This window comes from Leifsonia sp. 563 (assembly GCF_040545055.1).
Lineage (GTDB): Bacteria > Actinomycetota > Actinomycetes > Actinomycetales > Microbacteriaceae > Leifsonia.
This window is the reverse complement of sequence record NZ_JBEPLE010000008.1, coordinates 56,397-80,513: the sequence shown is the minus strand read 5'-3', so window position 1 is coordinate 80,513 and position 24,117 is coordinate 56,397. Positions and strand designations below refer to the sequence as shown.

Below are 24,117 nucleotides of genomic sequence, written 5' to 3'. Positions count from 1 at the left end.
TCAGCCTTTCGCGGTGCGGCGCCGGACGCTCACGAGGCGGTCGACGACGACGAGGAGGACGAACGCGAACACCAGCGCGAGAAGCGCGAAGATGACCGCGACGAAGGGGTCGGACTGCGACACCAGCAGCAGGGAGGTCTGCAGGTTGACGCGGGAGAGCAGCGAGGCGATGGTGAACTCGCCCAGCACGACGGCGACGGACAGGGCGGAGGCGGCGAGGATGCCGCGCCGGAGGTTCGGCACGAGCACCCGCCAGAACACCGTCCACCAGCCGGCGCCGAGCGACCGGGCGGCCTCGCTGAGGGTGATCATGTCGACGGCGGCGACGTTGCTCTGGATCGCGCGATAGGCGTACGGCAGCACGGTGATGCCGTACGCGAAGGCGAGCGTCCAGGCGCCGGACCCGAAGACTTCGGTCACCACCGCGTAGGTCGGAGCGAGCCCGACGACCATCACGATCGCCGGGATCATGATCGGCAGCAGGCAGATCCCCTCCAGCAGCCTCCGCAGCTTCGGGAATCGCAGTTCGACGAGCACGATCGTCGGCAGCAGCACGAGGAGCACGATCGCGACCGTCACCACCGCCAGCACGAGCGAGTTGCCGAGGCCCTGGTAGACGCGGTCGTACCGGGTGGTTTCGCCCGAGAACACGGCCACCCAGCGGTCGAGGTTGTACACGCCGGGCTTCGCGGTGCGCAGGGTGAACTCGACCATCGAGAACAGCGGGATGAGGAAGAACAGCCCGAGGAGCGTCCAGATCACGGCACGGACGACGGGACCCGGGCCGAGCCGCAGCTCGGGCGCTCGGCGGCGGACCGGGCGCGACTCGACCGCCCGGCTCATCGCTGCCACCGCGCCGTCCGTCGCACCAGGGCCGAGTAGCCGAGCATGACGACGACCATGACCAGCAGCATCCCGAGAGCCATCGCTCCGGCCAGGTTCGCCCGGCCGAGCACGGTCTCGCTGATGAGCGCCTGCCGGATCTGCAACGACACGATGTTGTTCGCCTGGCCGACGAGGGCCGCGGCCGTCGCGTACGACGAGAACGCGTTGGCGAACAGCAGCAGCAGACTGCCGAGGAACGACGGGAGCAGGATGGGGCCGCCCACGCGCGTCCAGTATGTCCAGCGGCTGCCGCCGAGCGTCGCCGTCGCCTCCAGCCATTGCGGGCGGAGACCTTCCAACGCAGGCATGAAGGTGATGACCATGAGGGGGATCTGGAAGTAGAGGTACGGGAGGATGAGGCCGGGCACCGTGTACAGCCAGACGCCGTTCTCGTAGATGTTGATGTGTGCGACGTTTCGCAGCAGCACGGTCACCAGGCCCTGCGCGCCGATCGTGGCGATGAAGGCGAAGGCGAGCATGACGCCGCCGAACTGGGCGAGGACGCTGCTGGCCGAATCCACCAGGGAGCGGGTCACGCCGCCGGACCGCGAGCGGAGCAGGGCGAAGCAGAGCGCGGCTCCGGCGATCGCGCCGACGACGGCGGTCACGGCCGAGAGCCAGAACGCGCCGAAGAAGGAACCGGCGATGGCCGGCTCGGCGAGGCCGGTGAGGTTCGCCCAGGTGAAGCGGCCGGCGTCGTCGAGGAACCCGCTGCCCACCGCGACGACGGTCGGGATGGCGAGGAACACGATGACGTAGAACGCGAACGGGGTCAGCCCCAGCACGGCGGCCGCGCCCGTCCGGCGGCGGCGTGCCGGCCGCTCGACAGCGGGCCGGGCCGACGACGGCCGCCGCCGGGTCTCCGTCTCGGAGACTCCGGCGGCGGTGCGTCCGACCGCAGGCGCCGCGGCGCCTGTGACGGTCTCGGTCATCAGCCGACCGCGTTCGCCCACTTGGCGTTCAGCAGGGTGCCGGCGTCGGTGGCCTGCTTGTCGCTCATGACGGCCACCTCATCCAGCTTGCCCGGGAACTCGTCCTTGTCGAGCGTCCCGGCCTTCTCCATCGCGTCGACGCGCGCCGGGTAGGCGCCGCCCTTCAGCCATGCGTTCTGGGCGGCGTCGCTGTAGAGGTACTCCTCCCAGAGGCGCGCGGCCGCTGGGTGCGGGGCGTCCTTGTTGATGGCCTGGTTGTAGTAGCCGACGTACGCGGTGCCCGGGAGCACGACGTACTTCCAGTTCACGCCGCCGCCCTTGATGGTGTCGGAGGTGGCGTAGCCCTTCTGGTTGAACGACCAGTCGAGCAGCACCGGGGTCTCACCCGAGGCGATGGTGTTCGGCTTGCCGTCGGCGGCGTTCCAGTTGCCGGCCTTCTTCAGCTTGGTGAACCAGTCGATGCCGGGGGTCAGGTCGTCGAGCGTTCCGCCGTTCTGCAGGGTGGCGTACGCGACGGCGCCGGCCGCTGCGGCCGCCTGGGTCGGGTTGCCGTTGAGCGCGACCGCGCCCTTGAACTCCGGCTTCAGGAGGTCGTCGAACGACTTCGGAGCGGTCTTGATCTTGTTGGCGTCGTAGCCGACCGCCATGACGCCGTAGTAGCCGACCTTCCAGAGGCCGTCCTTCTCCTTCTGGTTGTCGGGGATGTCGTCCCAGCCGGTCGGCTTGTACGGCGCGAAGTACTCGGTGTTCGCGAGTGCGACCGAGGAGCCGACGTCGAAGGTGTCCGGAGCGGTGTCCTGGCCCTTGAGCTTCTTGGCGGCGTCGATCTCCTCCTGGCTGGAGGCGCTGTCCTGGCTCGGGTTGATCGTGATGCCGTACTTCTTGGTGAAGCCGTCGAAGATCTCCTGGTAGTTCGCCCAGTCGCCCGGCGTCGCGATGATGTTGAGGCTGCCCTCCTTCTTCGCGGCCGCGACCAGCGCGTCCATCCCGCCGGCCGACGCGACGTCGGTGGCGGAGTTGATCTTCGCGGTGTCTGCGGTGCTGGCGCTCGCGCCACCGGAGCAGGCGGAGAGCGAGAGTGCGACGACGGCGGCCGCGGCGGCGAAGCCGGCGACACGTGCGCGCTTGTTGATCACGGGTTTCCTCCAGTGCAAGGTGTCGACCGGGCGGAGCGCCCGGACGTGGTCACGGTAGGAAGGCCAGGCGTCCGGGCGGTCGCGTGCCGGTGACGCGGCGGTGAACGTCCGGTGTCCGGGGTTGTCGATAGGGTCGTCGCGTGGTCGAACAGGTCTCCCCCGCACTCGCACGTCGTATCGCGCTGGCCGCGCAGGGTTTCGGCCGGCCGCATCCCGACGCGGTCGGCACCCGGCAGCTCAACGGGCTGATGGACCGCCTGCGGCTCCTGCAGATCGACTCGGTCAATGTCTTCGAGCGCAGCCACTACCTCCCGGCGTTCGCACGCCTGGGCGCGTACGACCGTGGCCTCCTCGACCGGCTCACCTTCGACGCGCGCGGCCCGTACACCGAGTACTGGCCGCACGAAGCGGCCTTCATGCGCACGGAGGACTGGCCGCTGTTCGCCTGGCGGATGCGCGACTACCGCGCCCGGTACGGCGGTCCGGGGAGCTGGTTCGAGGTCAACGAGAGCACGGTGGAGTGGCTGCGCGGAGAGCTCGCCGCCAACGGTCCGCTGGTCGCGGGTGAGATCGAGCACGATGCGAACCACCGCACGGGTCCGTGGTGGGGCTGGTCGGAGGTGAAGCGCGCGCTGGAGCGGATGTTCCTGTTCGGCGAGGTGGCGATCGCCGGGCGCACCCGGTTCCAGCGCCGCTACGGGTTGGCCGCCGACGTGCTGTCGGCGAGCGTGCTGGAGCAGACCGTGAGCGATGAGGATGCGGTCCGCGAGCTCCTGCGCCGGGCCGCGGTCGCGCACGGCATCGGCACGGCCCGCGACTTCGCCGACTACTACCGCATCAAGGGCCCGCGCGTCTCCGTCGCCCTGCAGGAGCTGGAGGACGCGGGCGAGCTCGTCCCCGTCGAGGTGCCCGGCTGGGAGAGCGCCGGCCGGCCGCTGCGCGCGTGGATGCACCGCGACGCCCGCAAGCCGAGGCAGATCGAAGCGGCGGCGCTGCTGTCGCCGTTCGACCCGGTGGTCTGGTACCGCGACCGGGCGCTGCGGATGTTCGGCTTCCACTACCGCATCGAGATCTACACGCCGGCGCCGAAGCGCGTGTACGGGTACTACTCGCTGCCGATCCTGCTGGACGACGCCCTGGTCGGGCGCATCGACCTGAAGAGCGACCGGCAGGCGGGCATCCTGCGCGTACAGTCGGCGTGGACGGAGCCGGGCGCTCCCCCGGCGACGATCGACCGGCTCCTCCCGCTGCTGGATTCGACGGCCGCGTGGCAGGGACTGGAGCGCGTCGAGGTGGCAGAGGGTGCGCGCGGCGACCTCGCGCCGCTCCTCGCGGGCGCGCTGCGCGCGGGGGTAGGGTTCGGGGCATGACGACGTCACCACTGGACTATCTGGATCAGGACGGGGCCGACGAGGCCGACTACGAGACGCCGATGCGCGAGCTGTACGCCTACCACGACGGCGACACCTGGCTCGACGGGATCGTCACCGGGGTCAGGCCGCACGCAACCGCAGACGGCGGCACGCTGGTGCAGTTCGACGAGCGGCTGTGGGTGCCCGCGCGCGAGGTGCGGCAGTCGGACCACTACATCGCGGTGCTGCTCAACCCCGACTCCGAGGTCTATGCCGAGGTCATCCAGTCGTTCGTCGACGGGCAGCCGAAGGACGTCATCCGCGACGTCTCGATCGTGGGCGACGACAACGTGGGCACCGAGTGGCGTCCGATCGACGAGCCGCGCACGGGCTCGCGCGTGCGCTACCGCTACACGGGCACGGCCGAGCTGCCGGTGTCCGACGAGGAGGCGACGGCATAAGCCGGCGGTTCTCCACAACCTCGGGCGCACCCCGGGGCGATGACGGTCGTCCGCTTTAGAATCGGCGAGTGTCCCAGGTACGTCGCGTCGCTGCTGACGGCGCCCGCCTGTTCGTCTGGATACTGCTGCCCGTCCTGCTTACCGCCTGCGCGTCGGTCCTCGGCGTGATGGCGGCCGGCGATCCCGGTGCCGCTCCGACTCTGCGCTTCTGGGCCATCATCGTCACGATCGCCCTGGGCATCCTCCTGCTCGTCAAAGGCGTCCGCGACTACCTCTGGGGCCGGTCCCTCGACAGCGCGCGCTACGACGCGGTCCGTGAGTTGCACAACACCCTGGGTCCCGCGCTCGACATGATGACCAAGATGGCCATTGTCGATCGCGATGAGGGCGCCGCTCGACGCGCGCTCCTGGAGAAAGTTGCCGAGGTCTGCTGCAGCGCCCTGGTCGCGATGACTCCCAAGAGCGCCGAGGTGCGGGCCGTGGTCTTCGAGCTGTCGGCGACGTCCGGGCTGCTCGAGCCGATCGCGCGTTTCGGGCGGCGGGACGTTCCCCGGACGTTCGACCTCACGTCGCCCGCGGGCGAGGAAATCGTGGCCTTCCTCGAGGACGCCTCGACGACAGGCGCTGAACTCTACCCCGACATCAAGAAGCACGCTCCCGTCGGATACGCCGGGGACAGGGACAGGTATCGTACGTTCATCCGAGCGCCCATCTGGGCGAACGACGTGGTCTTCGGGATGATCGCCGTCGACGCGCCCCGCAGGAAGAGTCTCGTGGACGGGGACAAGCTGCTGGCCGAACTGGTCGCCGCCGAGCTCGCCACGGCGTTCGCCCTGAACGCGCCGTGAGGGCCGGGACAATGTCGGCGCCAGGTCTTACACTGGACCCATGAGCACGCACATCGAGGTCTCCCCGAACGGGGTCGGATTCATCCGGGTGCGCACGCGCAAGTCCATCCCCGGCGAGCCCGCCGCGGCGAAGACCGCCCGCCTTCAGTCGTGGCTCTCCGGCAGCACCGAACCCCGCCCGACCGCCGCCCCCAGCGGCGACGCGCCGAAGTCGAAGCAAGCCGCCACGAAGTAAGCCGCTAGGCGGTGCGGCGCTGCAGGGTCAGCGCCCCGAAGACGACGGCGGCGACCGCGAACGCTCCGATGATGAGGAGCTGACCGCCCACGTAGGCGGCGTCGTGCGAGTTCGTCGCGACGGCGTTCAGCGCATCGACCGCGTGCGACAGCGGCAGCCAGTCACTGATCTCCTTGAGGCCGGCCGGGAGCTGGTCGCGCGGCAGGAAGATCCCGCCGAGCAGGATCTGCGGGAACACCAGCAGGGGCATGAACTGGACGACCTGGAACTCGGTGCGGGCGAACGCGCTCGCGAACAGTCCGAGGGTGCTGCCGAGCACGGCATCCGTCACCGCGACGGCGACCAGCAGCCACGGGTCGCCCTTCACGTCGAGCCCGCACACCCACAGCGCGTACGCCGACGCGATGAGGGCCTGCACCACCGCGAGCAGCCCGAACGCGAGCGTGTAGCCGAGGATGAAGTCGCTGCGGCCGAGAGGCATCGACAGCAGACGCTCCAGGGTGCCGGTCCTCCGCTCCCGCAGCGTGGTGATGGAGGTCACCAGGAACATCACGATGAACGGGAACAGGGCGAGGATGGCCGGGCCGATGGTCTGGAACACCGTGGTGTCGGTGAAGATCCAGGCGACGAGGCCGACGAGGAGCGCGGGCACCACCAGTAGGAGCACCACGGTGCGCGGGTCATGACGGATCTGGGTGAGCACGCGGCCGGTGGTCGCGAGCGTGCGCGTGGGGTTCATGGCGTTTCCACCTCCGTTCCGCTCTCCGACTCGGCATCCGGCTCCGCGTCCGGCTCCGCGTCCGGCAGGGCATGCCGGGCGTGGTGGCGACGCAGCAGCGCGAGGAAGGCGCCCTCGGCGTCGGCGGCTCCCGTCTCGGCGAGCAGCTCCGCCGGGGTCGCATCGGCGAGCACGGCCCCCTCGCGCATCAGGATGAGGCGGTCGCAGCGGCTGGCCTCATCCATCACATGGCTCGACACCAGGAGGCTGGTGCCGGCCTCGGCGAGGCGGTGGAACAGCGCCCACAGCTCGACGCGGAGCAGCGGGTCGAGCCCGACCGTCGGCTCGTCGAGTACGAGGAGATCGGGCGAGCCGAGCAGGGCCGCGGCGAGGGAGACCCGACTGCGCTGACCTCCCGAAAGGTTCGAGACCAGGCGACCGGAGTGCTCGTCGAGGTCGGTCGCCGTGATCGCGCGGTCGACGTCGGCGCGGCCGGCGCCCAGCACCCGGCGGAAGTACTCGAGGTTTTGGCGGATGGTGAGGTCGTCGTAGACGCTGGCCGCCTGGGTGACGTAGCCGACCCGGTGGCGAAGGGCCGCGGTGCCGGCGGGCTGGCCGAGCACCGTCACGGTGCCCGACTTGACCTTCTGCACGCCGACGACCGCGCGCATCAGCGTCGTCTTGCCGCAGCCGCTCGGCCCCAGCAGGCCGACGACCTGGCCGCGCGGGATGCGGAGGTCGAGCCCGTGCAGGACGTCGGTGCGGCCGCGCCGCACCCGGAGCCCCTCGATGGCGATCGCATCGGCGAGGGCGTCGTCGCCCGCTTCCGCGGACGTTCTCCGCGAATTCATCATGTGATGAATTATTCGCCTGTGGGAGGCACCGCGTCAAGAGGCGCGCCCGGCGCTCCGAACAGGTGCCACTGCACGACGGCGCCGACGCGACGCGCGAGCTCCTCCCGGGGCGTGCCTGCGATGGGCTCGACCCGGAGGGCGTACCGCGTCATGATCAGGCCGACCAGCTGGCTGGCGGCGAGCTCGGCGCGCAGCTCAGCATCCTCTCCCCCGACCAGCCCCGCGAGTTTGGACAGGACCTCGCGCAGGAGGAACTCGCGCACCATGCGCGTGCCCGGGCCCGAGCTGAGCGCGGTGCGCAGGATGACGACCATGCGGCGGCCGGACTTCTCGTCGTCCAGACGCTCCAGCAGGTAGGCGACCAGCCGCTCGCCGATGTCGTGCTGCGTGCCGGCGAGGATGAGATCCACCGCGCGGTCCGGCCGGAGCGGCGCCTCGAGCGTCGCGGTGAACAGGTCGGCCTTGTCGTCGAAGTAGTGGTGGACGAGCGCCGGGTCGACGCCCGCACGCCGGGCGACCGCCCGCAGCGACGCCGCCTCGTACCCACGCTCGGCGAACTCCTCCGCCGCCGCACGCATGATCGACGCCCGCGCGGACCCGGCCCCGCGTTCCTTCCGCGGCCGTCCGGGACGTCGCCGCGTCGCTGCTTCGCTCACGGCCCCATTCTGCACGCCGCGGCGCAGATCGAGGGTGCTGTCCACAGCCGATGCGCTTGCTTCGAGTGTGATGAGAACGCGGTGAGAGCGCGCTTCGCCGAAGCTAGGATGAGGTCTGCGCATCTGCTCGACCCGGCGCCTGGCACACAAGGAGTTCTGCGAACATGGAATGGCTCATTCCGGTCATCATCGTCGTCGTGATCGTCGCGATCATCGGGATCTACCTGTGGGCCACCTACAACTCGCTGGTCACCCTGAAGGTCCGGGTGGACGAGGCGTGGAGCGACATCACGGTCCAGCTGAAGCGCCGTGCCGACCTCATCCCGAACCTGATCGAGACGGTCAAGGGATATGCCGCGCACGAGCGAGGCGTCTTCGAGTCCGTGACGCAGGCGCGTGCCGAGACGCTGTCCGCGCAGACGCCGGGTGAGGCGTCCGTCGCCGAGAACCACATGCAGACCGCGCTGAAGAGCATCTTCGCCGTGGCCGAGGCCTACCCGCAGCTGCAGGCGAGCCAGAACTTCCTGCGCCTGCAGGCCGACCTGGTCGACACCGAGGACAAGATCCAGGCGTCGCGCCGGTTCTACAACGGCGGGGTGCGCGAGTTCAACACCAAGATCAAGGTGTTCCCCAACAACCTGTTCGCCCGACGCCTGGGCTTCACCGAGCGCGAGTTCTTCGAGGTCGACAACCTCGCCGCGATCGCCGAGCCCCCGCGCGTCCAGTTCTAGGGCGTAGATGTACAGGGCGATCGCCAGGAACAAGCGCAACACCGTCTTCATCATCCTGCTGTTCCTGATCCTCATCGGTGCGCTCGGATGGCTGGCGGCGTACATCTACCAGAGCTACACGATCCTCGTCGTGGTGCTCGTCGGAGCGGTGCTGTACGCGCTCTTCCAGTACTACCTGGCCAGCAGTCAGGCGCTGAGCATGTCGGGCGCGATCCCGATCCAGAAGGCGGACAATCCACGACTGTGGAACGTCGTCGAGAACCTGTCCATCGCGACGGGAACGCCGATGCCGGCCGTCTACATCGTCAACGATCCGGCACCCAACGCGTTCGCGACCGGCCGCGACCCGGAGCACGCCTCCGTCGCCGCGACCACCGGACTGCTCGACATCATGACCGACGCCGAGCTCGAGGGCGTCATGGCGCATGAGCTCGGGCACGTCCGCAACTACGACATCCGGCTCGGGATGATCGTCTTCGGCCTGACCGTGGCGATCGGCTTCATCGCCGACATCTTCCTCCGCATGGCGTTCTTCGGCGGCAACCGCAACAACAACAACGGCGGCGGCAACCCGGTCGTGCTGGTTTTCGGGCTGATCGCCGCGATCGTCGCTCCCCTGGTGGCGACCCTCGTGCAGCTGGCCGTGTCGCGTCAGCGCGAATACCTCGCAGACGCCACCGGTGCGATGACGACCCGCCATCCGGACGCCCTGGCCAGCGCGCTGCTGAAGCTGGAGGCCTACGGCCGCCCGATGCAGAAGCAGAATTCGTCCATGGCCCACCTGTGGATCAACGACCCGCTGAAGCCGGGCCTCATGGCGCGCCTGTTCTCCACCCACCCGCCGATCCCCCAGCGCGTCGAGCGCCTGGAGGAGATGGGCGGCAGCTTCTAGCGCCGAAGTGCACCTTGTGGCTGCTATTCCGGCGGTTGAGCGACCACGGCGTGCACCTCGGCGGTCTAGGGGCCGAGGACGCGGCGCAGGTAGGCGTTCTCGAAGCGCCGCTCGGGGTCGAGGCGGTCGCGGACCGCGAGGAAGTCGTCGAAGCGCGGGTACGTGGCTCGCAGCGCGTCCGCATCCCGGCTGTGCAGCTTGCCCCAGTGCGGGCGTCCGTCATGGGCGACCATGATCTCCTCGACCGCGGCGAAGTACTCGCGCTGATCCTCCCGGTAGTACCGGTGCACGGCGATGTAGCCCGTCTCGCGCCCGTACGCCGTCGACAGCCAGATGTCGTCGGCCGCGGCGCTCCGCACCTCGATCGGGAACGAGATCCGCCATCCCCGCCGCTCGATGAGGGCCTTCACCTCGTCGAGCGCCTCGGGCACGGCCTCCCGCGGCAGCGCGTACTCCATCTCCCGGAATCGCACCGTGCGGTTGGTGACGTACACCCGCGGCGCGTGGTCGGTGAAGTCGCGGTTGCCGGTGAGGCGCTGCGCGAGGCGGCTGAACGGCGGGATGACGGCGGGCGCCGCCGTGCCGAGCGCGCACACTCCCCGATAGAGGCCGTTGGCGAGCAGTTCGTCGTCCACCCACCGTCCGACCCGCGGGAGCGGCTTCCGTTCGGCCGTCAGGGGCAGGCGCGTGTTCGTCTTGGTGAGGGCCGTCTCGGTGTGCGGGAACCAGTAGAACTCGAAGTGGTCCTCCCGCGCCGAGCGCTCCAGGTACGACTCCATGGTCGCCTGCAGCGGTTCGGGCCGCTCGACGGCCTGCAGCAGGTACGCGGGAACGCACTGCAGGGTGATGTCCACGATGACGCCGAGCGCGCCGAGCCCTAGGCGCGCAGCAGGGAGCAGCTCGGCGTTGTCCGTCTCGTCGATGCGCAGCAGCTCTCCTGTGCCGGTGACCAGCGTGAGCCCGACGATCTGCGTCGCCAGCCCGCCGAACGACCCGCCCGTGCCGTGTGTGCCGGTGGAGGTCGCCCCGGCGATCGTCTGCCGGTCGATGTCCCCCATGTTCTCGAGCCCCAGGCCGTGCGGCCGCAGCAGCCGCGGCAGCTGGTGGAGGTGCGTGCCGGCCGCGAGCGTCACACGCCCGCGTTCGAGGTCGACATCGCGGATGCCGTTGAGGTCTTCGAGGTCGAGCTGCACACCCGGTGCCACGGCGATGCCCGTGAAGCTGTGCCCTGCGCCGACCGCTTTGACGCGCATCCCGGTCCGGTTCGCCGCCTGCACTGCGCGCTGCACGGCCTCCGCCGTCGCCGGGCGCTCCACGCGCTGCGGGCGCACCGCCTCCGTCCGACCCCAGTTGCGCCAGAGACCGCCGACCGCCGTCACAGGAAGACCTTCCCGTCGCCGCGGTACGTGGATGCCTCGCCGACGACGCGCGCCCGCCCGTCCACGGTGTCCACCAGCTGGAAGGCGTCGACGTGCTCGCTGAGCTCGCCGGACTTGGTGTGCCGCAGCCAGACGCGGTCGCCGATGCGCAGCACGCCGGCCGCGGCGCCGGTGAGCGGAGTCTGCACCTCGCCGGCCATCTCGCGCGCGACCATGCTCAGCCCGGTCGGCCACTCGACCTTCGGCATCCGGTCGGGCCCGGGAGGGCCGGAGGCGATCCAGCCGCCGCCGAGCAGGGTCGCGGTCTCGGGATTCGGCCGGCGCACCACCGAGAGGGCGAAGGATGCGGCAGGCGCCGGATGGAACGCCCGGTAGGTGTCGAACAGGTGGCCGCCGAACAGCCCGCTGCCGGCGGCGATCTCGGTGACCGACTCGTCGGAGGCGGTGAACTCGATGGAGCCGGTCCCGCCGCCGTTCACGAACTCCAGGTCGGCGATCTGCCGTACCGCGGCGACGGCCTCACCCCGGCGGCCGAGGAGCTCGTCGCGGGAGTTCTTCTGCATCCACCGCAGCGTCGCACCCCAGGCCGGCTTGCCGGGCGGGTTGTCGCCCTGGCCGGCGATCTGCGCTTCGTACCCCATCATCCCGACGAGCGCGAAGCCCGGGCGGCGCACGATCTCCTCGGCGACCGTGCGCACCGACGCCGCCGAGTGCAGCGGCGACCGGAACACGCCGACGTGACCGAGCACCGGCGCGAACCAGGAGGAGTCGAGCTCGAGGCACAGCCGGATGGTCTGGCGCTGCGCCGGCGGGACCACCGCGTCGATGAAGTCCAGGTGGGCGATCGAGTCGACCATGAGCGTGACGCGCGCGGCGAGCTCGGGTGACGCGGCGAGCCGGGCGATCGCGGCGCGGTCGGCGGTCGGGTAGCCGACGACGACATCCTCGATCGGCGGGTGCTCCGCGTCGCCCTCCGCGAGCCACAACGCCTCCGGAAGCGTGTATGCGAGCACGCCCGCGTACCCGGGAAGGGCGAGCACCGCATCCATCACCGAGCGCACCCGCACCGACTTGGAGGCGACCCGGATGGCCTTCGCCGGCCGGTCGGACGGCCCGGCCGCCCGACGCAGCAGGTCGTGGACGTTGTGCCGGAGCGCGGGCAGGTGGAGAACCGCGAGCGGAGGGTCGAGCCGCGCGGTCGCCGCGGAGAGCGACGGCCAGAAGACGTCGGGCGTCGTCCACGTCCGCTCGGACGGAGCCGGCGGAGTGGACAGGTCGAGGTCGCTCATCAGCGCACCGCTTTCACTCGGGCGACCGCGAGCGCTCCCGCGAACGCGAACACGGCCGACAGGACGAACAGGCCGGCGAAGCCGCCCAGAGCCGCCACGATCATCGCGCCGAACAGGGGCGCGACCGCCTGCGGAACGGCCAGGGCGATGTTCATGATGCCGAGGTCCTTCCCGCGGCTCTCCGGGTCGGGCAGCACCTGGGTGGCGAGCGCCTGATCCACCGACAGGAAGCAGCCGTAGCCGATGCCGAGGAGCGCGGCGGCGACGATGGCGACCGACAGCTGCGGGACGAACGCGAGCAGCAGCGCCGCGACGCCCTGCACAGCGGACGACGCGAACACGAACGCCTTGCGGCGGCCGAGACGGTCGGACAGCCGGCCGAGCACGAGCGACGCCACGATCACGAACACCATGTAGACGAGGATGAGGATGAGCAGATCGTCGTCGGCGTTCGGGTCGCGCAGGCCGAACTCGAGGAAGTAGAGCAGCAGCGACGTGCCGAACGCGTTGCCGAAGTTGACCAGCACGCGGCTGAGCAGCGTCCAGCCGAAGTCGGGATGCTCACGCGGGCTGATCCACAGACCCTCGATCACGCCGCGGAACGACATCCGCTCGCGCAGCTCCACCGGCAGCACCGCGTCCGGCAGGAACAGGAACGGCAGCACGAGCACCACCAGCAGCACCGCCATGGCCGTGTAGCCGACGAACGCGCCGACGAAGACGTAGGTGACCAGGGCGACGCCGAGGATGATGCCGATCGCCTGGGGGGCACTGATCCAGCCGCTCACGTAGCCGCGCTGGTCCACAGGCACCTGGTCGCTGATCGTGGCGGTGAGCGCGGCGGTGAGGATGCAGAAGCCGGTCAGCGCGAGCGACCAGAACACGCCCATCCCGACCATCGTGGTCTGCAGCCCGAGCAGCACCAGCGAGACGGCGAAGACCACGGCTCCGGCGGCGATCCACGGACGGCGGCGGCCGAAGCGGCTGGTGGTGCGGTCGGAGAGAGCCCCGGTCAGCGGGTAGGCGACGATGGCGCAGACGCCCGAGATGCCCGAGATGACCCCGAAGGCGATCACGTTGTCCACCCACGAGTCGGTATGCAGCTGCGCCTGCACCTGGTCGGGCAGGAGCTTCTGGATGGGCGCGAGCTGCGCCATCCACACGCCCAGCCAGGCGACCGCGAAGGCGGCGATCCACCGTCCGGGGACCTTGCGCACCGGCTCGGCGAAGACCGCCGGCGTCGTCGTGTTCGTCATCGTGCACCTGCGTTCGTCGAGGGGGCGGGGGTGTGGTGCGTGGTGCGGTGGTGCGGTTCGGAGGCCGGGACGGCGAGGGCGGCGAGCGCGTCGGCCGCCACATCCATCACGGCGGCGGCCGCCGCGTCGTCGCGGGTGACCAGCCAGCCGACGGTGAGCCCGTCGGTGAAGGAGACCAGGATGCGGGCGATCTCGTCGAGCGGACGCGTCCACTCGTGACCGGCGAGACGCGCGGTCTCGGCGGCGGCCTGCGCGGCGACCTCGTGGTAGCGCGCGTACTGCCGGCGCGCGAGCGGTTCGAATCCGGGCTCGCGGAGTGCCCACTGGGTCAGCTCGAACATGGCCTTCTCGCGGCCGGGATCGGCGCGGACGCCGTCGAAGTAGTGCTGAAGGCCCGCGCGGACGGCGTCGCGCATCCCTCCCCCGCCTGCGTCGGCGGTGAGCGCGGGCGCGAGGTCGGTCTGCTCGCTGCCGACGGCCGCCTCGATCAGCTCGGCCATCAGCTCGTCGCGCGAGGCGAAGACGTAGTGGAAGCTGGCGAGCGGCATGCGGGCCTCGGCGACGATCCGGCGGGTCGTTGCGGCGGCGACACCGTCACGGGCGATCACGCGCAGGGCGGCCTGGACCAGGGCGGTGCGACGGTCTGCGACCGGGATGCGCGTCATCCGGACTCCTCGGGCTCCACCCGGGCTCCGTCGCGCGGGAAGAAAAGTGGGACAGTTGACCCAGATCACAGTATGCCGCAAATCCGGGCGATTCGTTTGACACCGGCCACCCGTACCCCCTGGAATGGGGTGGAATGCGGGGATTTACGAGCGACGTGTCACCACCAGTCCGGCCACGGGGGTCGCGCCGACTGGTGTCCGTCGCTGCCGTCGCAGCGCTCGCCGTCCTCCTGCTCAGCGCGGCCGGCCTGATCGGCGCCGCTCCCCCCGCGACCGCGTCGCCGCCCCCACCCGGCGCATCGACGTCCGCATTCGCAGCATCCGGTTCCACCGCAGCATCCGGCTCCACCGCAGTCCACTCCTCCGCAGCCTCGTCCGCTGCAGCCTCCTTCTCTTCCGGCTCCGGCTCATCGCCGGCGTCCGCTGCTGCGCGCCCGGCGGCCGTTCCGACGCCGTCGGCCGTCTCGCCGACGGACACCTCGTCACCGTCCGACACCCCGACCCCGACGCCGACGCCGAGCCCGGTGAGCATCGACCGCCTCCCCGATCTGGTTCGCAGCTTCCCGCTGGCCGTCTCGGGCACCGCGACGCCGACCGACACGATCTCCGTCTCGGCCGGCTCCTCCCCCGGAAGCGCGCAGAGCTGCACCGCCACGGTGGATGACGACGGCGACTGGCGCTGCACCCTCGCCTCGCTGCCCGATGGTCCCGGCGTCTCCGTCCGCGCCGAGTCCACCCTCAGCGGGTCCGACAGCGCCCGGGTGGATGTGCTGCACCCGCCCGTGATCGCCGGAACAGGCGTCGTCTCGACCGGCGGCAGTGTGCGCGGGACGGCCTACCCCGGCGCGAGCGTCACGGTCACCGCCGACACCGGCGCGAGCTGCACCTTCCCCGTCGACGCGAACGGCGGCTGGGCGTGCGTGCTCAGCGGTTCGCTGCCCGACGGACGCCACACCGTGACGGCGACGCAGACGGCTCCGTTCTCGTCACAGTCGTCGGCGGCCAGCGGGCGGGTCACGATCGATGTGGACCGCACGGCTCCCGCTGCCCCGGGCATCACCTCCCCGCCCAGCGGCACCTCTGTGCTCGCCGGCACGGCAGTCGTGTTCGGCGGCACGGGCGAGACCGGCGCGCACGTGACCCTCTACGCGACCACCGCCCAGGGCACGACCGTGGTCTGCACCGCGGACGTCGCCGCCGGCGCGTGGTCGTGCCAGGGCGCCCTCCCCGAGGGCGCGTACACGCTCTCCGCCCTGCAGCGGGATGCCGCGGGGAACGTGAGCGCTGGGAGCAACGCTGTCACCCTCGGCGTCACGGCGGCCACCACGCCGTCCACACCGTCGCCGACGCGTACGCCGACCCCGACGCCGACCCCCGCGGTGCCGGTGCCGCCCGCGGCCGGTGGCGGGACGGGTGCGGGACCGCTCCATCCGGACACCCGCGGGTGGATCGCGACGCCGTTCTCCAACGCCTCCGCACCGGTCGTGACGGCGGCCTCCCTGCCCGGGTGGATGCGCTCGGTCGGTCTCGCCGTCGCCGCACTTCTCCTGCTGGTCCTGCCGGCGCGGCTGCTGACCGCGGCGCTCGCCCGCGGGCGCGCCGCCCGGGCGGATCGGGAGCGCCGCCGCGTGTCTGTGTTCGGGCGCAACCGGCCGCGTTCCGACGTCGCGGAGGCCTCGGCGCTGTTCGGGGCGGCGGCGCGATCGGAACGCGCTCGGACGGGTCACAACGGCGACGCCGTGCCCTCGTCGCCGTCCGTGCGGGCTCAGCCACGCTGGCTCGTGCCCGTAGTGGGGATCGCCGCGGCGGTGCTGGTGACCCTCTCGACTCCGCTCTCCGACCCGGGAGCGTATCTGCGGGTGCTGCTCGCGATCGGGATCGCCGTCGCCGCCGTCAACGCGGTCTGGGTGCTCGCCGGTCGCGCCCTGGCGCCGCATTTCGGCCTCCCCGTGCCGCGGATCACTGTGCGGCCGGAACTGCTCGTGGTGGCCGCGGTCGCGGCGTTCGGCTCCCGCCTGCTCGGACTCTCGCCCGCTCTGCTGTTCGCCCTCGTGCTGGGGCTCTCGATGGCGCCGCACGCCGGCCGCGCGCGCCGCGGCCGGATCGCGGCCGTGCAGATCTCGGCCGTCGCGGCCCTGGGCGTGCTCGCCTGGCTCGCGGTGGGGCTGCTCCCCACGCCCACGGGGGCGTTCACGGCGTTCCTGGTCGAACTCGTCAACGCGCTCGCCCTGATCGGCATCGGCTCGGCCTCCGTCATGCTGCTCCCCCTCGGCGGGCTCGCGGGCCGTGCCGTCGCCCAGTGGTCGCGCTGGCTCTGGGGCGGACTGAGCCTCGTCGTGTACACCGTGCTGTTCGCGCTGCTCCTGCCGGTGGCCTCCCTCGTCGAACGGGGTGTCGGCGTGATCGTCATCGTCGGCGTCGCGGCCGGCTTCGCGGCGGCCAGCGTCGCGGTGTGGCTGTGGGAGCGCTACGTCGCGCCGGCCCTCGACCGCACGGTGCCGTAGCCGGCGTCAGGATGCGCTGAGCGCATCCACGTAGAACCAGTCACGCCCCTCGCGCGCGAACCGCGAGACCTCGTGCAGGCTCCCCCGCTCGCTGCCCTTGTAGTACGCGACGAACTCGACCACGCCGTCCCGGTCGAACGGACCTCCGCGCTCGGTGCGCTCGATGTCGAGGCGGTACCAGCGGAGCCCGCGGTCGAGCTCCAGCTCGTCGGGTCGCGTGGACGGATGCCAGCTGCGGAGCAGGTACGCGGCGTCGCCGAGAGCGAAGGCGCTGAATCGGGACCGCATCAGCCGCTCCGCGGTCGGGGCCGGCTCGCCGCGGTGCAGCGGACCGCAGCAGGCGTCGTACGTCTCGCCGCTCAGGCAGGGGCACCGGGTGGTCACGCATCGAGCCTAACCGGCCGCGCTGAGCGGGGTGGAGGCCCGGCCGGAGCCCGCGTCGGGGGATCCCGGGCACCGGCCGGACCGAGGACACCTCACCAGAAAGGGTGTCTGCGACGAGTGTGCCGCAGAACCTTGGAGAAGGACTCCGGAACGGCTGAAGGAGTTCGCAGACGCGGCGGGCGGCGGCGACGGTGTAGCGTTGACCGCATGGAAGGTCTGCTCATCGGATTCATCTGGCTCGTCGTGATCGTCGGCGGCGGGATCGCCGCAGCCGCGATCGTCCAGATGGTCAAGTCGCCCTACCGCGACCGCTAGACCGCGACCGGCGGCCGTCCGCGCCGCCCGTCGGCCCGCTGCACCACCGGCCCCCATAGCCCAATCGGTAGAGGCAGGCGACTTAAACTCGCCCGAGTGTGGGTTCGAGTCCCACTGGGGGTACTTCGCCGCTGGGGCCCACGAAACGGAGGTGCTCCGCGAGCCGCTCATCCCGATTCGCCTCCGTTTTCGGCCGCAGTCCGGCGCGTCGTTGCGAAAGACCTCCCTTTTCACGCCGAAGGCCCGGTCCCCTGAGGGGACCGGGCCTTCGTGCCGTGTTCGCTCCGCGAACTACTTCGCGGTGACCTCCGCCGGCTGCTTCTCGGCAGCGGGCTTCTTGCGGGCCGGAGCCTTCTTCGCCGGCTCCTCCGGAGCGGCCTCGACGGCCGGCTTCGGGCGGGCGGCGAACTCCTCGAAACCGGCGCGCGGGTGCTGCACGGCTTCGAGGGAGACGATGTCGCGTCCGAGCCAGAAGTTGTTCCACCAGCCCCAGATGACGCGCCACTTGCGCTCCCACGACGGCATGGCCAGGCCGTGGTAGCCGCGGTGCGCGAGCCAGCCGATGACGCCCTTCATGGCGATCTTGCCGGACTGGAGCACGCCGACGCCCACGCCGAGACCCGCGACCGCACCGAGGCTCTTGTGGTAGTACTGGCGCGGCAGCTCACCGCGCAGCGACGCCACGATGTTCTTCGCGAGCAGCTTGCCCTGGCGCACCGCGTGCTGGGCGTTCGGCACGCAGTAGCCGCCGACGCCCGCACCGGTCAGGTCGGGGACGGCCGAGACATCGCCGGCGCCCCAGGCGTCCTCGACGATCTCCTCGTCGGTGCCCACGCGGAGGTCGGCACGGACGCGGAGGCGGCCGCGCTCCTCGATCGGGAGGTCGGTGTGACGCACGATCGTCGGGTTCGCCATGACACCGGCGGTCCAGACGATGAGGTCGGTCTCGAAGCTCTCGCCGGTCGACAGCTGGATGACGCCGTCCACCGCGCTGGCGAGCTGCGTCTCCAGGTGGATCTGCGCCCCGCGCTCCGCGAGGTTCTTGATCACCCAGTGGCTGGTCTTGAGCGACACCTCCGGCATGATCCGGCCCATGGCCTCGATCAGGTGGAAGTGCGTGTCCTCGAACGACAGCTCCGGGTAGCGCTTCAGCAGCGTGCTGGCGAAGGAGCGCAGCTCGGCGAAGATCTCGATGCCGGCGAAACCACCGCCGACGACCACCACGGTGAGGAGGCGGTCGCGCTCCGGGCCGGCCGGCATCCCGGCGGCCTTGTCGAAGTTGGTGAGGAGCTGGTCGCGGATGTACACGGCCTCCTCGATGTTCTTGAGGCCGACCGCCTGGTCCGCGACACCCGGGATCGGGAACGTGCGCGAGACGGCACCCGCCGTGACCACGACGATGTCGTACTCGAACTCGTACGCCTCGCCGACGGGCGGCTGGATGGTCGCCACCTTGCGTGCGTGGTCGACGTAGGTGACCTTCGCCGTGATGATGTTCGTGGTCTTGAGGTGTCGGCGGTGCGCGACGACCGCGTGACGCGGCTCGATCGAACCCGCGGCGACCTCCGGGAGGAACGGCTGGTACGTCATGTACGGCAGCGGGTCGACCATGGTGACCTCGGCCTCGCCCGGGCGGAGCTGTTTCTCGAGCTTCCACGCGGTGTAGAAGCCGGCGTATCCGCCGCCGACGATCAGGATTTTGGGCACAGTGAAGCGTCTCCTCTAACCGATAAGTTTGGGCCTTACATTACTCCTTGCTGCGCATCCGCCTGAAATGCGACCAGACGCCGACGCCGCCGAGGGCGACGAGAGCGAGAAAGCCGGCAATCAGACCGAACGGCAGCCAGAATGCGGTGAGGACGCTCCATTGCGGCCAGAAGAACCGATTCCATGGTAGCGCGCGCTCGGGGTTCAGTTTCGCCGGGACGGGCGCGGCCTGCGGATCGCCGCCCGGAGCGGGGGTCGACGGCGCGGCCGTCGAGGGCGATTCCGCCCGTCGGTGGATGCGGATCCAATCGCCGAGATCGCCCATCGGATTCGCGGTGACATGCGGGACGGAGGCCGTGACCGCGGCCGCCGCATCCAGCAGTCCGTAGCCGTAGATCGGGCTCGGCACGGTGCCGCCCGCGGGTTTCGCTGTGCGAATGATCCGCTCGATCACATCCGGGGCCTTCAGCTCGGGATGCGCGGCGCGCACGAGCGCGACGGCCCCCGACACGAGCGGCGCGGCGCCGCTGGTGCCCGCCCACTGCACGTATCCTCCTCCCGGGTTCGCGCCGACGAGCTGCTCGCTCGGCGCCGAGACGCCGATCGTGATGCCCTGGGCAGACGCGTCGAAGCTGGCCTTGCCCGCCCGGTCGACCCCGGCGACGGTGAGTACGCCCGGGATGGTCGCCGGCGCCCCGACCTCGCTGGTGCCGCTCCCCCGGTTGCCCGCGGCGGCCACGATGACCACGTCGTGCGAGAAGGCGTACTGGAACGCCTCATCCCAGCTGGTCGGCCAGTCGAGCGTGTTGCGGGTCAGCGACATGTTGATCACCGACGCGCCGTTGTCCACCGCCCAGCGGACGGCCTCGGCGATCTGCTCGTCGCTGCCGACCGGTCCCATCGCCTTGCCCAAAGCGACGGACGCACTGAGGATGGTGGCGTCCGGCGCCGCGCCCAGCACGCCGCTGTCCGGCCCGGTCCCCCGGCCGGCCAGCAGGGAGGCGACCCAGGTGCCGTGGTTGGCGCTCTCCGCGTCGCCGAGCGGTTTCTGGCCGGAAGCAGCGCCGACCCCGGAGACGTCCGTCCCGCCGACGACCGCGCCGGCGAGGTCGGGCACGGAGCCGTCGACGCCGGTGTCGATGACGGCGACCTTCACTCCAGCGCCACGTGTCGTGTTCCAGGCCTGGGCGAAGCCGTAGTCGTTCAGCCAGTACTCGAGGTCGCGCACCTGGTCGGCGCGGGCGGCCGTGGCGGGGACGAGGGTGGATGCGATGGCGAGCGCGGCCGCGGCGATGGAGGCGAGGCCGCGGGCCGGGTGGGTGCGGGCCGTCCGGGTGCGAGCGCCGCGCGGGCGGACCGAAGCCGCCGGGCCGCCTGCGGCGACTCGGGGCTCACGTGCGGCCGACCGCCGCATCCGGTCCCCCACCAGGCGTCCTAGCCGGCGACGTCGATGCGGCACTCGCACACCGCGGGCGACCAGTCGCCGCGGGCGAGCGCCAGGTCGCCGATCGGGTTGACTCCCGGGCCGGCGGCGAGGGCGTGTGCGGCGAGGGCGTGCAGGCACTTCACGCGGGAGGGCATGCCGCCCGCCGAGATGCCGGCGATCTCCTCCACCACGGCGATGGACTCGCGGTCGGCCAAATACTGCTCGTGCGCCGCGCGGTAGGCGGTCGCGACGTCGTCGGCCTCCGCGAGGAGGTCGTTGTACTCGGCCATGACCTGGGTCGCCTCGAGCGCCGACATGGCCGCGGTCGCGGCGGGATGCGTCAGATAGTAGAACGTCGGGAACGGCGTCCCGTCGTCCAGGCGGGGCGCCGTGGAGACCACCGTCGGGCGGCCGCACACGCAGCGCGCGGCGATGCCGACGACGTTGCGGGCGGGACGGCCCAGCTGCTCGGAGACGACGGCGATGTCCTCGTCGGTCACGGGGTCGAACGGGGGTCTGGTCATGGCGTTACTTCTTCGGGGTGGGCGACCCGGTGGCGGGAGCCGTCGGGTCGGGAGCCGGGGTTCCGCTCAGCTGCTGCGGGGTCGCCTGCGTCAGTCCGGCGCCCATGAAGGAGGCGAACAGCGAGCCGACCCAGTCGGTCTGCGTCTTCACCAGCTTGGAGCTGACGGGGGTCGTATCCTGCTTCGCCGCCGGCGGACGGTCGTCGATGACGAGGTAGCTGACCTCGCCGGGCATGACGTAGTACAGCCGGTCGCGGGCCTGGGCGCGCAGGTAGCTGGGGTCGTTCCAGCGAGCGCGCTGGTCCTTCAGGGTGTCGACCTGAGCGGCGAGCTGGTCGACCGCGTGCTGCTGGTCGGCGATCTGCTGCCGCTGCGACAGGAACGCCTGGACGGTCGGCGCCAGGATGAGCACCGCGAGCACGAGGACGCCCATCATCACGAGCGAGAACGCCGAGAAGTGCAGCTGGCGCAGCCACCGGCCGGTACCGGTCGGGCGTGACATGCGCACCGGGACGCGTTGCGTGCGCGGCTTCGGCATGGGCCCTCCGGTTCGGGATGCTGGTGGCGGATCGGGACCGGGCGGCCCCCTCCCATCGTAGGCGATGGCGTCCCTTCGACCCGTGGCGGCACGGGGTGTCGGGATGCGCTCAGCCGGCGGTCAGGATGCCCACGAGACGCACAGCGCCGAGCGCGACCAGCGCCCCGCCGCCGACGAGGAAGACCAGGCCGAGCGCCCGCGCGTCGCGTGCCCGGAAGCGGCGGTGCGCATCCTCGTCGGCGAAGAACTCGGCGCTCCGGTCAGGACGCAGCAGGAGGAACAGCCCGAGGAGGGCGAACAGCGCCGCGAGCGCGAGGAAGAGGACGAGCGGGACGACCTCCGACTCCGTGGTCATGCGGCGCTCCGGCCCAGGCGGTACGCGAAGCCGGCCGCCAGAGCGAGACCCGCGCCGGCGACGAGCACGGGTACGAACAGGAGCGGCGACCCGAGAGCCTGCGCGAGCGGCCTGGCGACCGTGAGCACGACCGCGGAGGCACCGCACCAGATCGCGCGGCGGTGCCACTGGGCGGGCGACGCTCGCAGGGCGACGCGGGCGACGAACGGAAAGTCAAGCGCGCCCGCGCGGTATCCCGCGAATGCGAAGAAGAAGATCGAGAAGGGGGCAAGGAGCACGAGCAGCCCCAGGGCCACCAGGGCGGCATCCGCAGCCAACCGATACCTGCGGACCCACAGAGGCTCGAGCGTCGCATAAGCGCACCACCCGCAGACACCCAGGGTCACTGCGGCGGCGAGGGCGACCAGCGATGCGACGAGAAGGTACACCGCGTAACCGGGCGTCGCGCGCGGCACCAGGAAGAGCACCGCCGCGACAGCGCCCAGCGCCAAAAGCGCGGCGGGGAGGACGGCCTCGTACCAGTGGAGGGGCGCCCCCACGGGCGCCTTGACCTCCCCCGCGTCCCCGTCCTCGTCGATCCGCACCCCAGCACCCTACCGTCGGGCACCCTCCCACGGCCTCGAGGTGCACGTAGTTGCGCGCGACGCGCCGTGCGGAGGCGCAACTACGTGCACCTCACGCGGCCGGAGACGCGGACGGCCCCCGGGGAACCCCGGGGGCCGCGCGGTGGGTGCGGTTACGCGGTGAAGCGCGGGAAGGCGCTGCGGCCGGCGTAGACGGCGGCGTCGCCCAGCTCCTCCTCGATGCGGAGCAGCTGGTTGTACTTCGCGACGCGCTCGGAGCGGGCCGGGGCGCCGGTCTTGATCTGGCCGGCGTTGGTGGCGACGGCGAGGTCGGCGATCGTGGTGTCCTCGGTCTCGCCGGAGCGGTGCGAGAGCACGGCGGTCATGCCGCTGCGCTGGGCGAGCGAAACGGCGTCGAGCGTCTCGGTCAGGGTGCCGATCTGGTTGACCTTGACGAGGATGCTGTTGGCCGCGTGCTTGGTGATGCCCTCGGCGAGGCGCTTCGGGTTGGTGACGAACAGGTCGTCGCCGACGAGCTGCAGCTTGGTGCCGAGCTCGGCGGTGAGGTGCGCCCAGCCCTCCCAGTCGTCCTCAGCCAGCGGGTCCTCGATGGAGACGAGCGGGTAGTTCGCCGCGAGCTCCTGGTAGTAGGCGCTCATCTCGGCGGCGGTGCGCTCCTGACCCTCGAAGCGGTACACGCCGTTCTCGAAGAACTCGGTGGAGGCGACGTCGAGGCCGAGGGCGATGTCGCGGCCGACGGTGAAGCCGGCCTTCTCGATGGCCTCGGAGATCAGGTCGAGCGCCGCGCGGTTGTGCTCGAGCTCCGGGGCGAAGCCGCCCTCGTCGCCGAGACCGGTGTTGAGGCCCTTCGACTTCAGCAGAGCCTTGAGCGAGTGGTAGGTCTCGACGCCCCAGCGGAGGCCCTCGGAGTAGGTCTCCGCGCCGAGCGGGAGGACCATGAACTCCTGGATGTCGACGCCGGTGTCCGCGTGCGCGCCGCCGTTGATGATGTTCATCATCGGGACGGGCAGGACATGGGCGTTCGGTCCGCCGACGTAGCGGAACAGCGGCAGGTCGGCCGAGTCGGCCGCGGCCTTGGCGACGGCGAGGCTGACACCCAGGATGGCGTTGGCTCCGACGCGCTTCTTGTTGTCGGTGCCGTCGAGGTCGATGAGGGCCTCGTCGACCAGGCGCTGCTCGGAGGCCTCGAAGCCCTCGATCGCAGGTCCCAGCTCGTCGAGCACCGCATCCACGGCCTTGAGCACGCCCTTGCCCTGGTAGCGCTCCTTGTCGCCGTCTCGCAGCTCGTAGGCCTCGAACGCCCCGGTGGACGCGCCGGACGGGACGGCGGCACGGCTGACCGTGCCGTCCTCGAGGAGCACCTCGACCTCGACGGTCGGGTTGCCGCGCGAGTCCAAGATCTCGCGAGCGCCTACAGCTTCGATTGCAGCCACAACTGTCTCCTTGCGTGGTTTTTCGTGGGTTTTACGACGTCAGTCTAGTGATGCGAGG

25 protein-coding genes and 1 tRNA gene are annotated in these 24,117 nt (G+C 71.1%); 8 read left to right on the top strand and 18 right to left on the bottom strand.

The window, feature by feature from the left end:
- From ABIC47_RS18245 to ABIC47_RS18235, 3 genes are read right to left on the bottom strand one after another with little or no spacing between them, the layout of a single operon-like run.
- Positions 1-852 carry an ABC transporter permease gene (locus ABIC47_RS18245; protein WP_354482799.1) on the bottom strand — a complete coding sequence of 284 codons (852 nt, stop codon included), beginning with the start codon at positions 850-852 and terminating at the stop codon, positions 1-3.
- Positions 840-1,838, bottom strand: a complete 999-nt coding sequence (locus ABIC47_RS18240) for an ABC transporter permease (protein ID WP_020077223.1) — start codon at positions 1,836-1,838, stop codon at positions 840-842. Before ABIC47_RS18240 ends, ABIC47_RS18245 begins: the two co-directional genes overlap by 13 nt.
- Entirely contained in the window at positions 1,817-2,953 is a 1,137-nt protein-coding gene (locus ABIC47_RS18235) for an ABC transporter substrate-binding protein (protein WP_020077222.1), read from the bottom strand. Before ABIC47_RS18235 ends, ABIC47_RS18240 begins: the two co-directional genes overlap by 22 nt.
- A 140-nt stretch (positions 2,954-3,093) precedes the next feature.
- Here ABIC47_RS18235 and ABIC47_RS18230 point away from each other — a divergent pair, with 140 nt between their 5' ends.
- The 4 genes from ABIC47_RS18230 (at position 3,094) to ABIC47_RS18215 (ending at position 5,849) form a co-directional block, all read left to right on the top strand.
- The gene (locus ABIC47_RS18230) at positions 3,094-4,323 is read left to right on the top strand and encodes a winged helix-turn-helix domain-containing protein (protein ID WP_354482796.1); all 1,230 of its coding nucleotides are present in this window, start codon (positions 3,094-3,096) and stop codon (positions 4,321-4,323) included.
- A complete protein-coding gene (locus tag ABIC47_RS18225; protein WP_354482793.1) occupies positions 4,320-4,766 on the top strand; it encodes a hypothetical protein in 447 nt (148 codons plus the stop codon). The genes ABIC47_RS18230 and ABIC47_RS18225 overlap by 4 nt, the downstream gene beginning before the upstream one ends.
- 68 nt (positions 4,767-4,834) lie before the next feature.
- On the top strand, positions 4,835-5,614 hold the full coding sequence (locus ABIC47_RS18220; protein WP_089876559.1) for a hypothetical protein: 780 nt from the start codon (positions 4,835-4,837) through the stop codon (positions 5,612-5,614).
- A 40-nt stretch (positions 5,615-5,654) separates the two neighbouring features.
- Positions 5,655-5,849: a hypothetical protein gene (locus tag ABIC47_RS18215; RefSeq protein ID WP_354482790.1), complete on the top strand. Its 195-nt coding sequence runs from the start codon at positions 5,655-5,657 to the stop codon at positions 5,847-5,849.
- Between the two features lie 4 nt (positions 5,850-5,853).
- Here ABIC47_RS18215 and ABIC47_RS18210 read toward each other — a convergent pair whose 3' ends face one another.
- From ABIC47_RS18210 to ABIC47_RS18200, 3 genes are read right to left on the bottom strand one after another with little or no spacing between them, the layout of a single operon-like run.
- Complete coding sequence (locus ABIC47_RS18210) at positions 5,854-6,588, bottom strand: ABC transporter permease (RefSeq protein ID WP_354482787.1); 735 nt, start codon at positions 6,586-6,588, stop codon at positions 5,854-5,856.
- Complete coding sequence (locus tag ABIC47_RS18205) at positions 6,585-7,421, bottom strand: ABC transporter ATP-binding protein (protein ID WP_354482784.1); 837 nt, start codon at positions 7,419-7,421, stop codon at positions 6,585-6,587. The genes ABIC47_RS18210 and ABIC47_RS18205 overlap by 4 nt, the downstream gene beginning before the upstream one ends.
- A gap of 8 nt (positions 7,422-7,429) precedes the next feature.
- Entirely contained in the window at positions 7,430-8,077 is a 648-nt protein-coding gene (locus tag ABIC47_RS18200; RefSeq protein ID WP_354482781.1) for a TetR/AcrR family transcriptional regulator, read from the bottom strand.
- A 164-nt stretch (positions 8,078-8,241) separates the two neighbouring features.
- On the opposite strand from ABIC47_RS18200, the gene ABIC47_RS18195 reads away from it, so the two are divergent.
- Both ABIC47_RS18195 and ABIC47_RS18190 read left to right on the top strand, forming a co-directional pair.
- Entirely contained in the window at positions 8,242-8,808 is a 567-nt protein-coding gene (locus ABIC47_RS18195; RefSeq protein WP_018191575.1) for a LemA family protein, read from the top strand.
- Positions 8,809-8,815: 7 nt separating this feature from the next.
- Positions 8,816-9,700, top strand: a complete 885-nt coding sequence (locus ABIC47_RS18190; protein WP_354482779.1) for a M48 family metallopeptidase — start codon at positions 8,816-8,818, stop codon at positions 9,698-9,700.
- A gap of 65 nt (positions 9,701-9,765) precedes the next feature.
- On the opposite strand, the gene ABIC47_RS18185 is transcribed toward ABIC47_RS18190, so the two are convergent.
- From ABIC47_RS18185 to ABIC47_RS18170, 4 genes are read right to left on the bottom strand one after another with little or no spacing between them, the layout of a single operon-like run.
- The gene (locus tag ABIC47_RS18185) at positions 9,766-11,079 is read right to left on the bottom strand and encodes a D-arabinono-1,4-lactone oxidase (protein WP_354482776.1); all 1,314 of its coding nucleotides are present in this window, start codon (positions 11,077-11,079) and stop codon (positions 9,766-9,768) included.
- Positions 11,076-12,368: an amino acid deaminase/aldolase gene (locus ABIC47_RS18180; protein WP_354482774.1), complete on the bottom strand. Its 1,293-nt coding sequence runs from the start codon at positions 12,366-12,368 to the stop codon at positions 11,076-11,078. Before ABIC47_RS18180 ends, ABIC47_RS18185 begins: the two co-directional genes overlap by 4 nt.
- The gene (locus ABIC47_RS18175) at positions 12,368-13,624 is read right to left on the bottom strand and encodes an MFS transporter (RefSeq protein ID WP_309861321.1); all 1,257 of its coding nucleotides are present in this window, start codon (positions 13,622-13,624) and stop codon (positions 12,368-12,370) included. The genes ABIC47_RS18180 and ABIC47_RS18175 overlap by 1 nt, the downstream gene beginning before the upstream one ends.
- Positions 13,621-14,289, bottom strand: a complete 669-nt coding sequence (locus tag ABIC47_RS18170) for a TetR/AcrR family transcriptional regulator (protein WP_089876575.1) — start codon at positions 14,287-14,289, stop codon at positions 13,621-13,623. The genes ABIC47_RS18175 and ABIC47_RS18170 overlap by 4 nt, the downstream gene beginning before the upstream one ends.
- Positions 14,290-14,483: 194 nt before the next feature.
- Between ABIC47_RS18170 and ABIC47_RS18165 the strand changes: the two genes are divergently transcribed.
- The gene (locus tag ABIC47_RS18165) at positions 14,484-16,793 is read left to right on the top strand and encodes an Ig-like domain-containing protein (protein ID WP_354482772.1); all 2,310 of its coding nucleotides are present in this window, start codon (positions 14,484-14,486) and stop codon (positions 16,791-16,793) included.
- A 6-nt stretch (positions 16,794-16,799) separates the two neighbouring features.
- On the opposite strand, the gene ABIC47_RS18160 is transcribed toward ABIC47_RS18165, so the two are convergent.
- The gene (locus ABIC47_RS18160) at positions 16,800-17,177 is read right to left on the bottom strand and encodes a YchJ family protein (RefSeq protein WP_354482769.1); all 378 of its coding nucleotides are present in this window, start codon (positions 17,175-17,177) and stop codon (positions 16,800-16,802) included.
- Between the two features lie 364 nt (positions 17,178-17,541).
- Here ABIC47_RS18160 and ABIC47_RS18155 point away from each other — a divergent pair.
- Positions 17,542-17,615 (top strand) — tRNA-Leu (locus ABIC47_RS18155).
- Positions 17,616-17,783: 168 nt separating this feature from the next.
- Here the strand turns inward: ABIC47_RS18155 and ABIC47_RS18150 are convergent.
- The 7 genes from ABIC47_RS18150 to eno form a co-directional block, all read right to left on the bottom strand.
- Positions 17,784-19,199, bottom strand: a complete 1,416-nt coding sequence (locus tag ABIC47_RS18150; RefSeq protein WP_354482767.1) for an NAD(P)/FAD-dependent oxidoreductase — start codon at positions 19,197-19,199, stop codon at positions 17,784-17,786.
- A 40-nt stretch (positions 19,200-19,239) separates the two neighbouring features.
- Positions 19,240-20,625, bottom strand: a complete 1,386-nt coding sequence (locus tag ABIC47_RS18145) for a S8 family serine peptidase (protein ID WP_354482764.1) — start codon at positions 20,623-20,625, stop codon at positions 19,240-19,242.
- 8 nt (positions 20,626-20,633) lie between these two features.
- A complete protein-coding gene (locus ABIC47_RS18140) occupies positions 20,634-21,149 on the bottom strand; it encodes a DUF501 domain-containing protein (protein ID WP_018191588.1) in 516 nt (171 codons plus the stop codon).
- A gap of 4 nt (positions 21,150-21,153) precedes the next feature.
- The gene (locus ABIC47_RS18135) at positions 21,154-21,687 is read right to left on the bottom strand and encodes an FtsB family cell division protein (RefSeq protein WP_354482761.1); all 534 of its coding nucleotides are present in this window, start codon (positions 21,685-21,687) and stop codon (positions 21,154-21,156) included.
- A 109-nt stretch (positions 21,688-21,796) separates the two neighbouring features.
- Positions 21,797-22,042: a hypothetical protein gene (locus tag ABIC47_RS18130; protein ID WP_354482758.1), complete on the bottom strand. Its 246-nt coding sequence runs from the start codon at positions 22,040-22,042 to the stop codon at positions 21,797-21,799.
- Complete coding sequence (locus ABIC47_RS18125; protein ID WP_354482755.1) at positions 22,039-22,626, bottom strand: hypothetical protein; 588 nt, start codon at positions 22,624-22,626, stop codon at positions 22,039-22,041. The genes ABIC47_RS18130 and ABIC47_RS18125 overlap by 4 nt, the downstream gene beginning before the upstream one ends.
- 152 nt (positions 22,627-22,778) lie before the next feature.
- Entirely contained in the window at positions 22,779-24,059 is a 1,281-nt protein-coding gene (gene eno, locus ABIC47_RS18120; RefSeq protein WP_026307240.1) for a phosphopyruvate hydratase, read from the bottom strand.
- Between the last annotated feature and the right edge of the window lie 58 nt (positions 24,060-24,117).

Excerpts from the sequence above, each read along its gene's own strand:
- ABIC47_RS18135 (WP_354482761.1), bottom strand. The coding sequence starts at position 21,687 with ATGCCGAAGCCGCGCACGCAACGCGTCCCGGTGCGCATGTCACGCCCG.
- ABIC47_RS18215 (WP_354482790.1), top strand. The coding sequence starts at position 5,655 with ATGAGCACGCACATCGAGGTCTCCCCGAACGGGGTCGGATTCATCCGG.
- ABIC47_RS18195 (WP_018191575.1), top strand. The coding sequence starts at position 8,242 with ATGGAATGGCTCATTCCGGTCATCATCGTCGTCGTGATCGTCGCGATC.
- ABIC47_RS18205 (WP_354482784.1), bottom strand. The coding sequence starts at position 7,421 with ATGATGAATTCGCGGAGAACGTCCGCGGAAGCGGGCGACGACGCCCTC.
- ABIC47_RS18175 (WP_309861321.1), bottom strand. The coding sequence starts at position 13,624 with ATGACGAACACGACGACGCCGGCGGTCTTCGCCGAGCCGGTGCGCAAG.
- ABIC47_RS18140 (WP_018191588.1), bottom strand. The coding sequence starts at position 21,149 with ATGACCAGACCCCCGTTCGACCCCGTGACCGACGAGGACATCGCCGTC.
- ABIC47_RS18225 (WP_354482793.1), top strand. The coding sequence starts at position 4,320 with ATGACGACGTCACCACTGGACTATCTGGATCAGGACGGGGCCGACGAG.
- ABIC47_RS18190 (WP_354482779.1), top strand. The coding sequence starts at position 8,816 with ATGTACAGGGCGATCGCCAGGAACAAGCGCAACACCGTCTTCATCATC.
- ABIC47_RS18180 (WP_354482774.1), bottom strand. The coding sequence starts at position 12,368 with ATGAGCGACCTCGACCTGTCCACTCCGCCGGCTCCGTCCGAGCGGACG.
- ABIC47_RS18130 (WP_354482758.1), bottom strand. The coding sequence starts at position 22,042 with ATGACCACGGAGTCGGAGGTCGTCCCGCTCGTCCTCTTCCTCGCGCTC.
- ABIC47_RS18170 (WP_089876575.1), bottom strand. The coding sequence starts at position 14,289 with ATGACGCGCATCCCGGTCGCAGACCGTCGCACCGCCCTGGTCCAGGCC.
- ABIC47_RS18210 (WP_354482787.1), bottom strand. The coding sequence starts at position 6,588 with ATGAACCCCACGCGCACGCTCGCGACCACCGGCCGCGTGCTCACCCAG.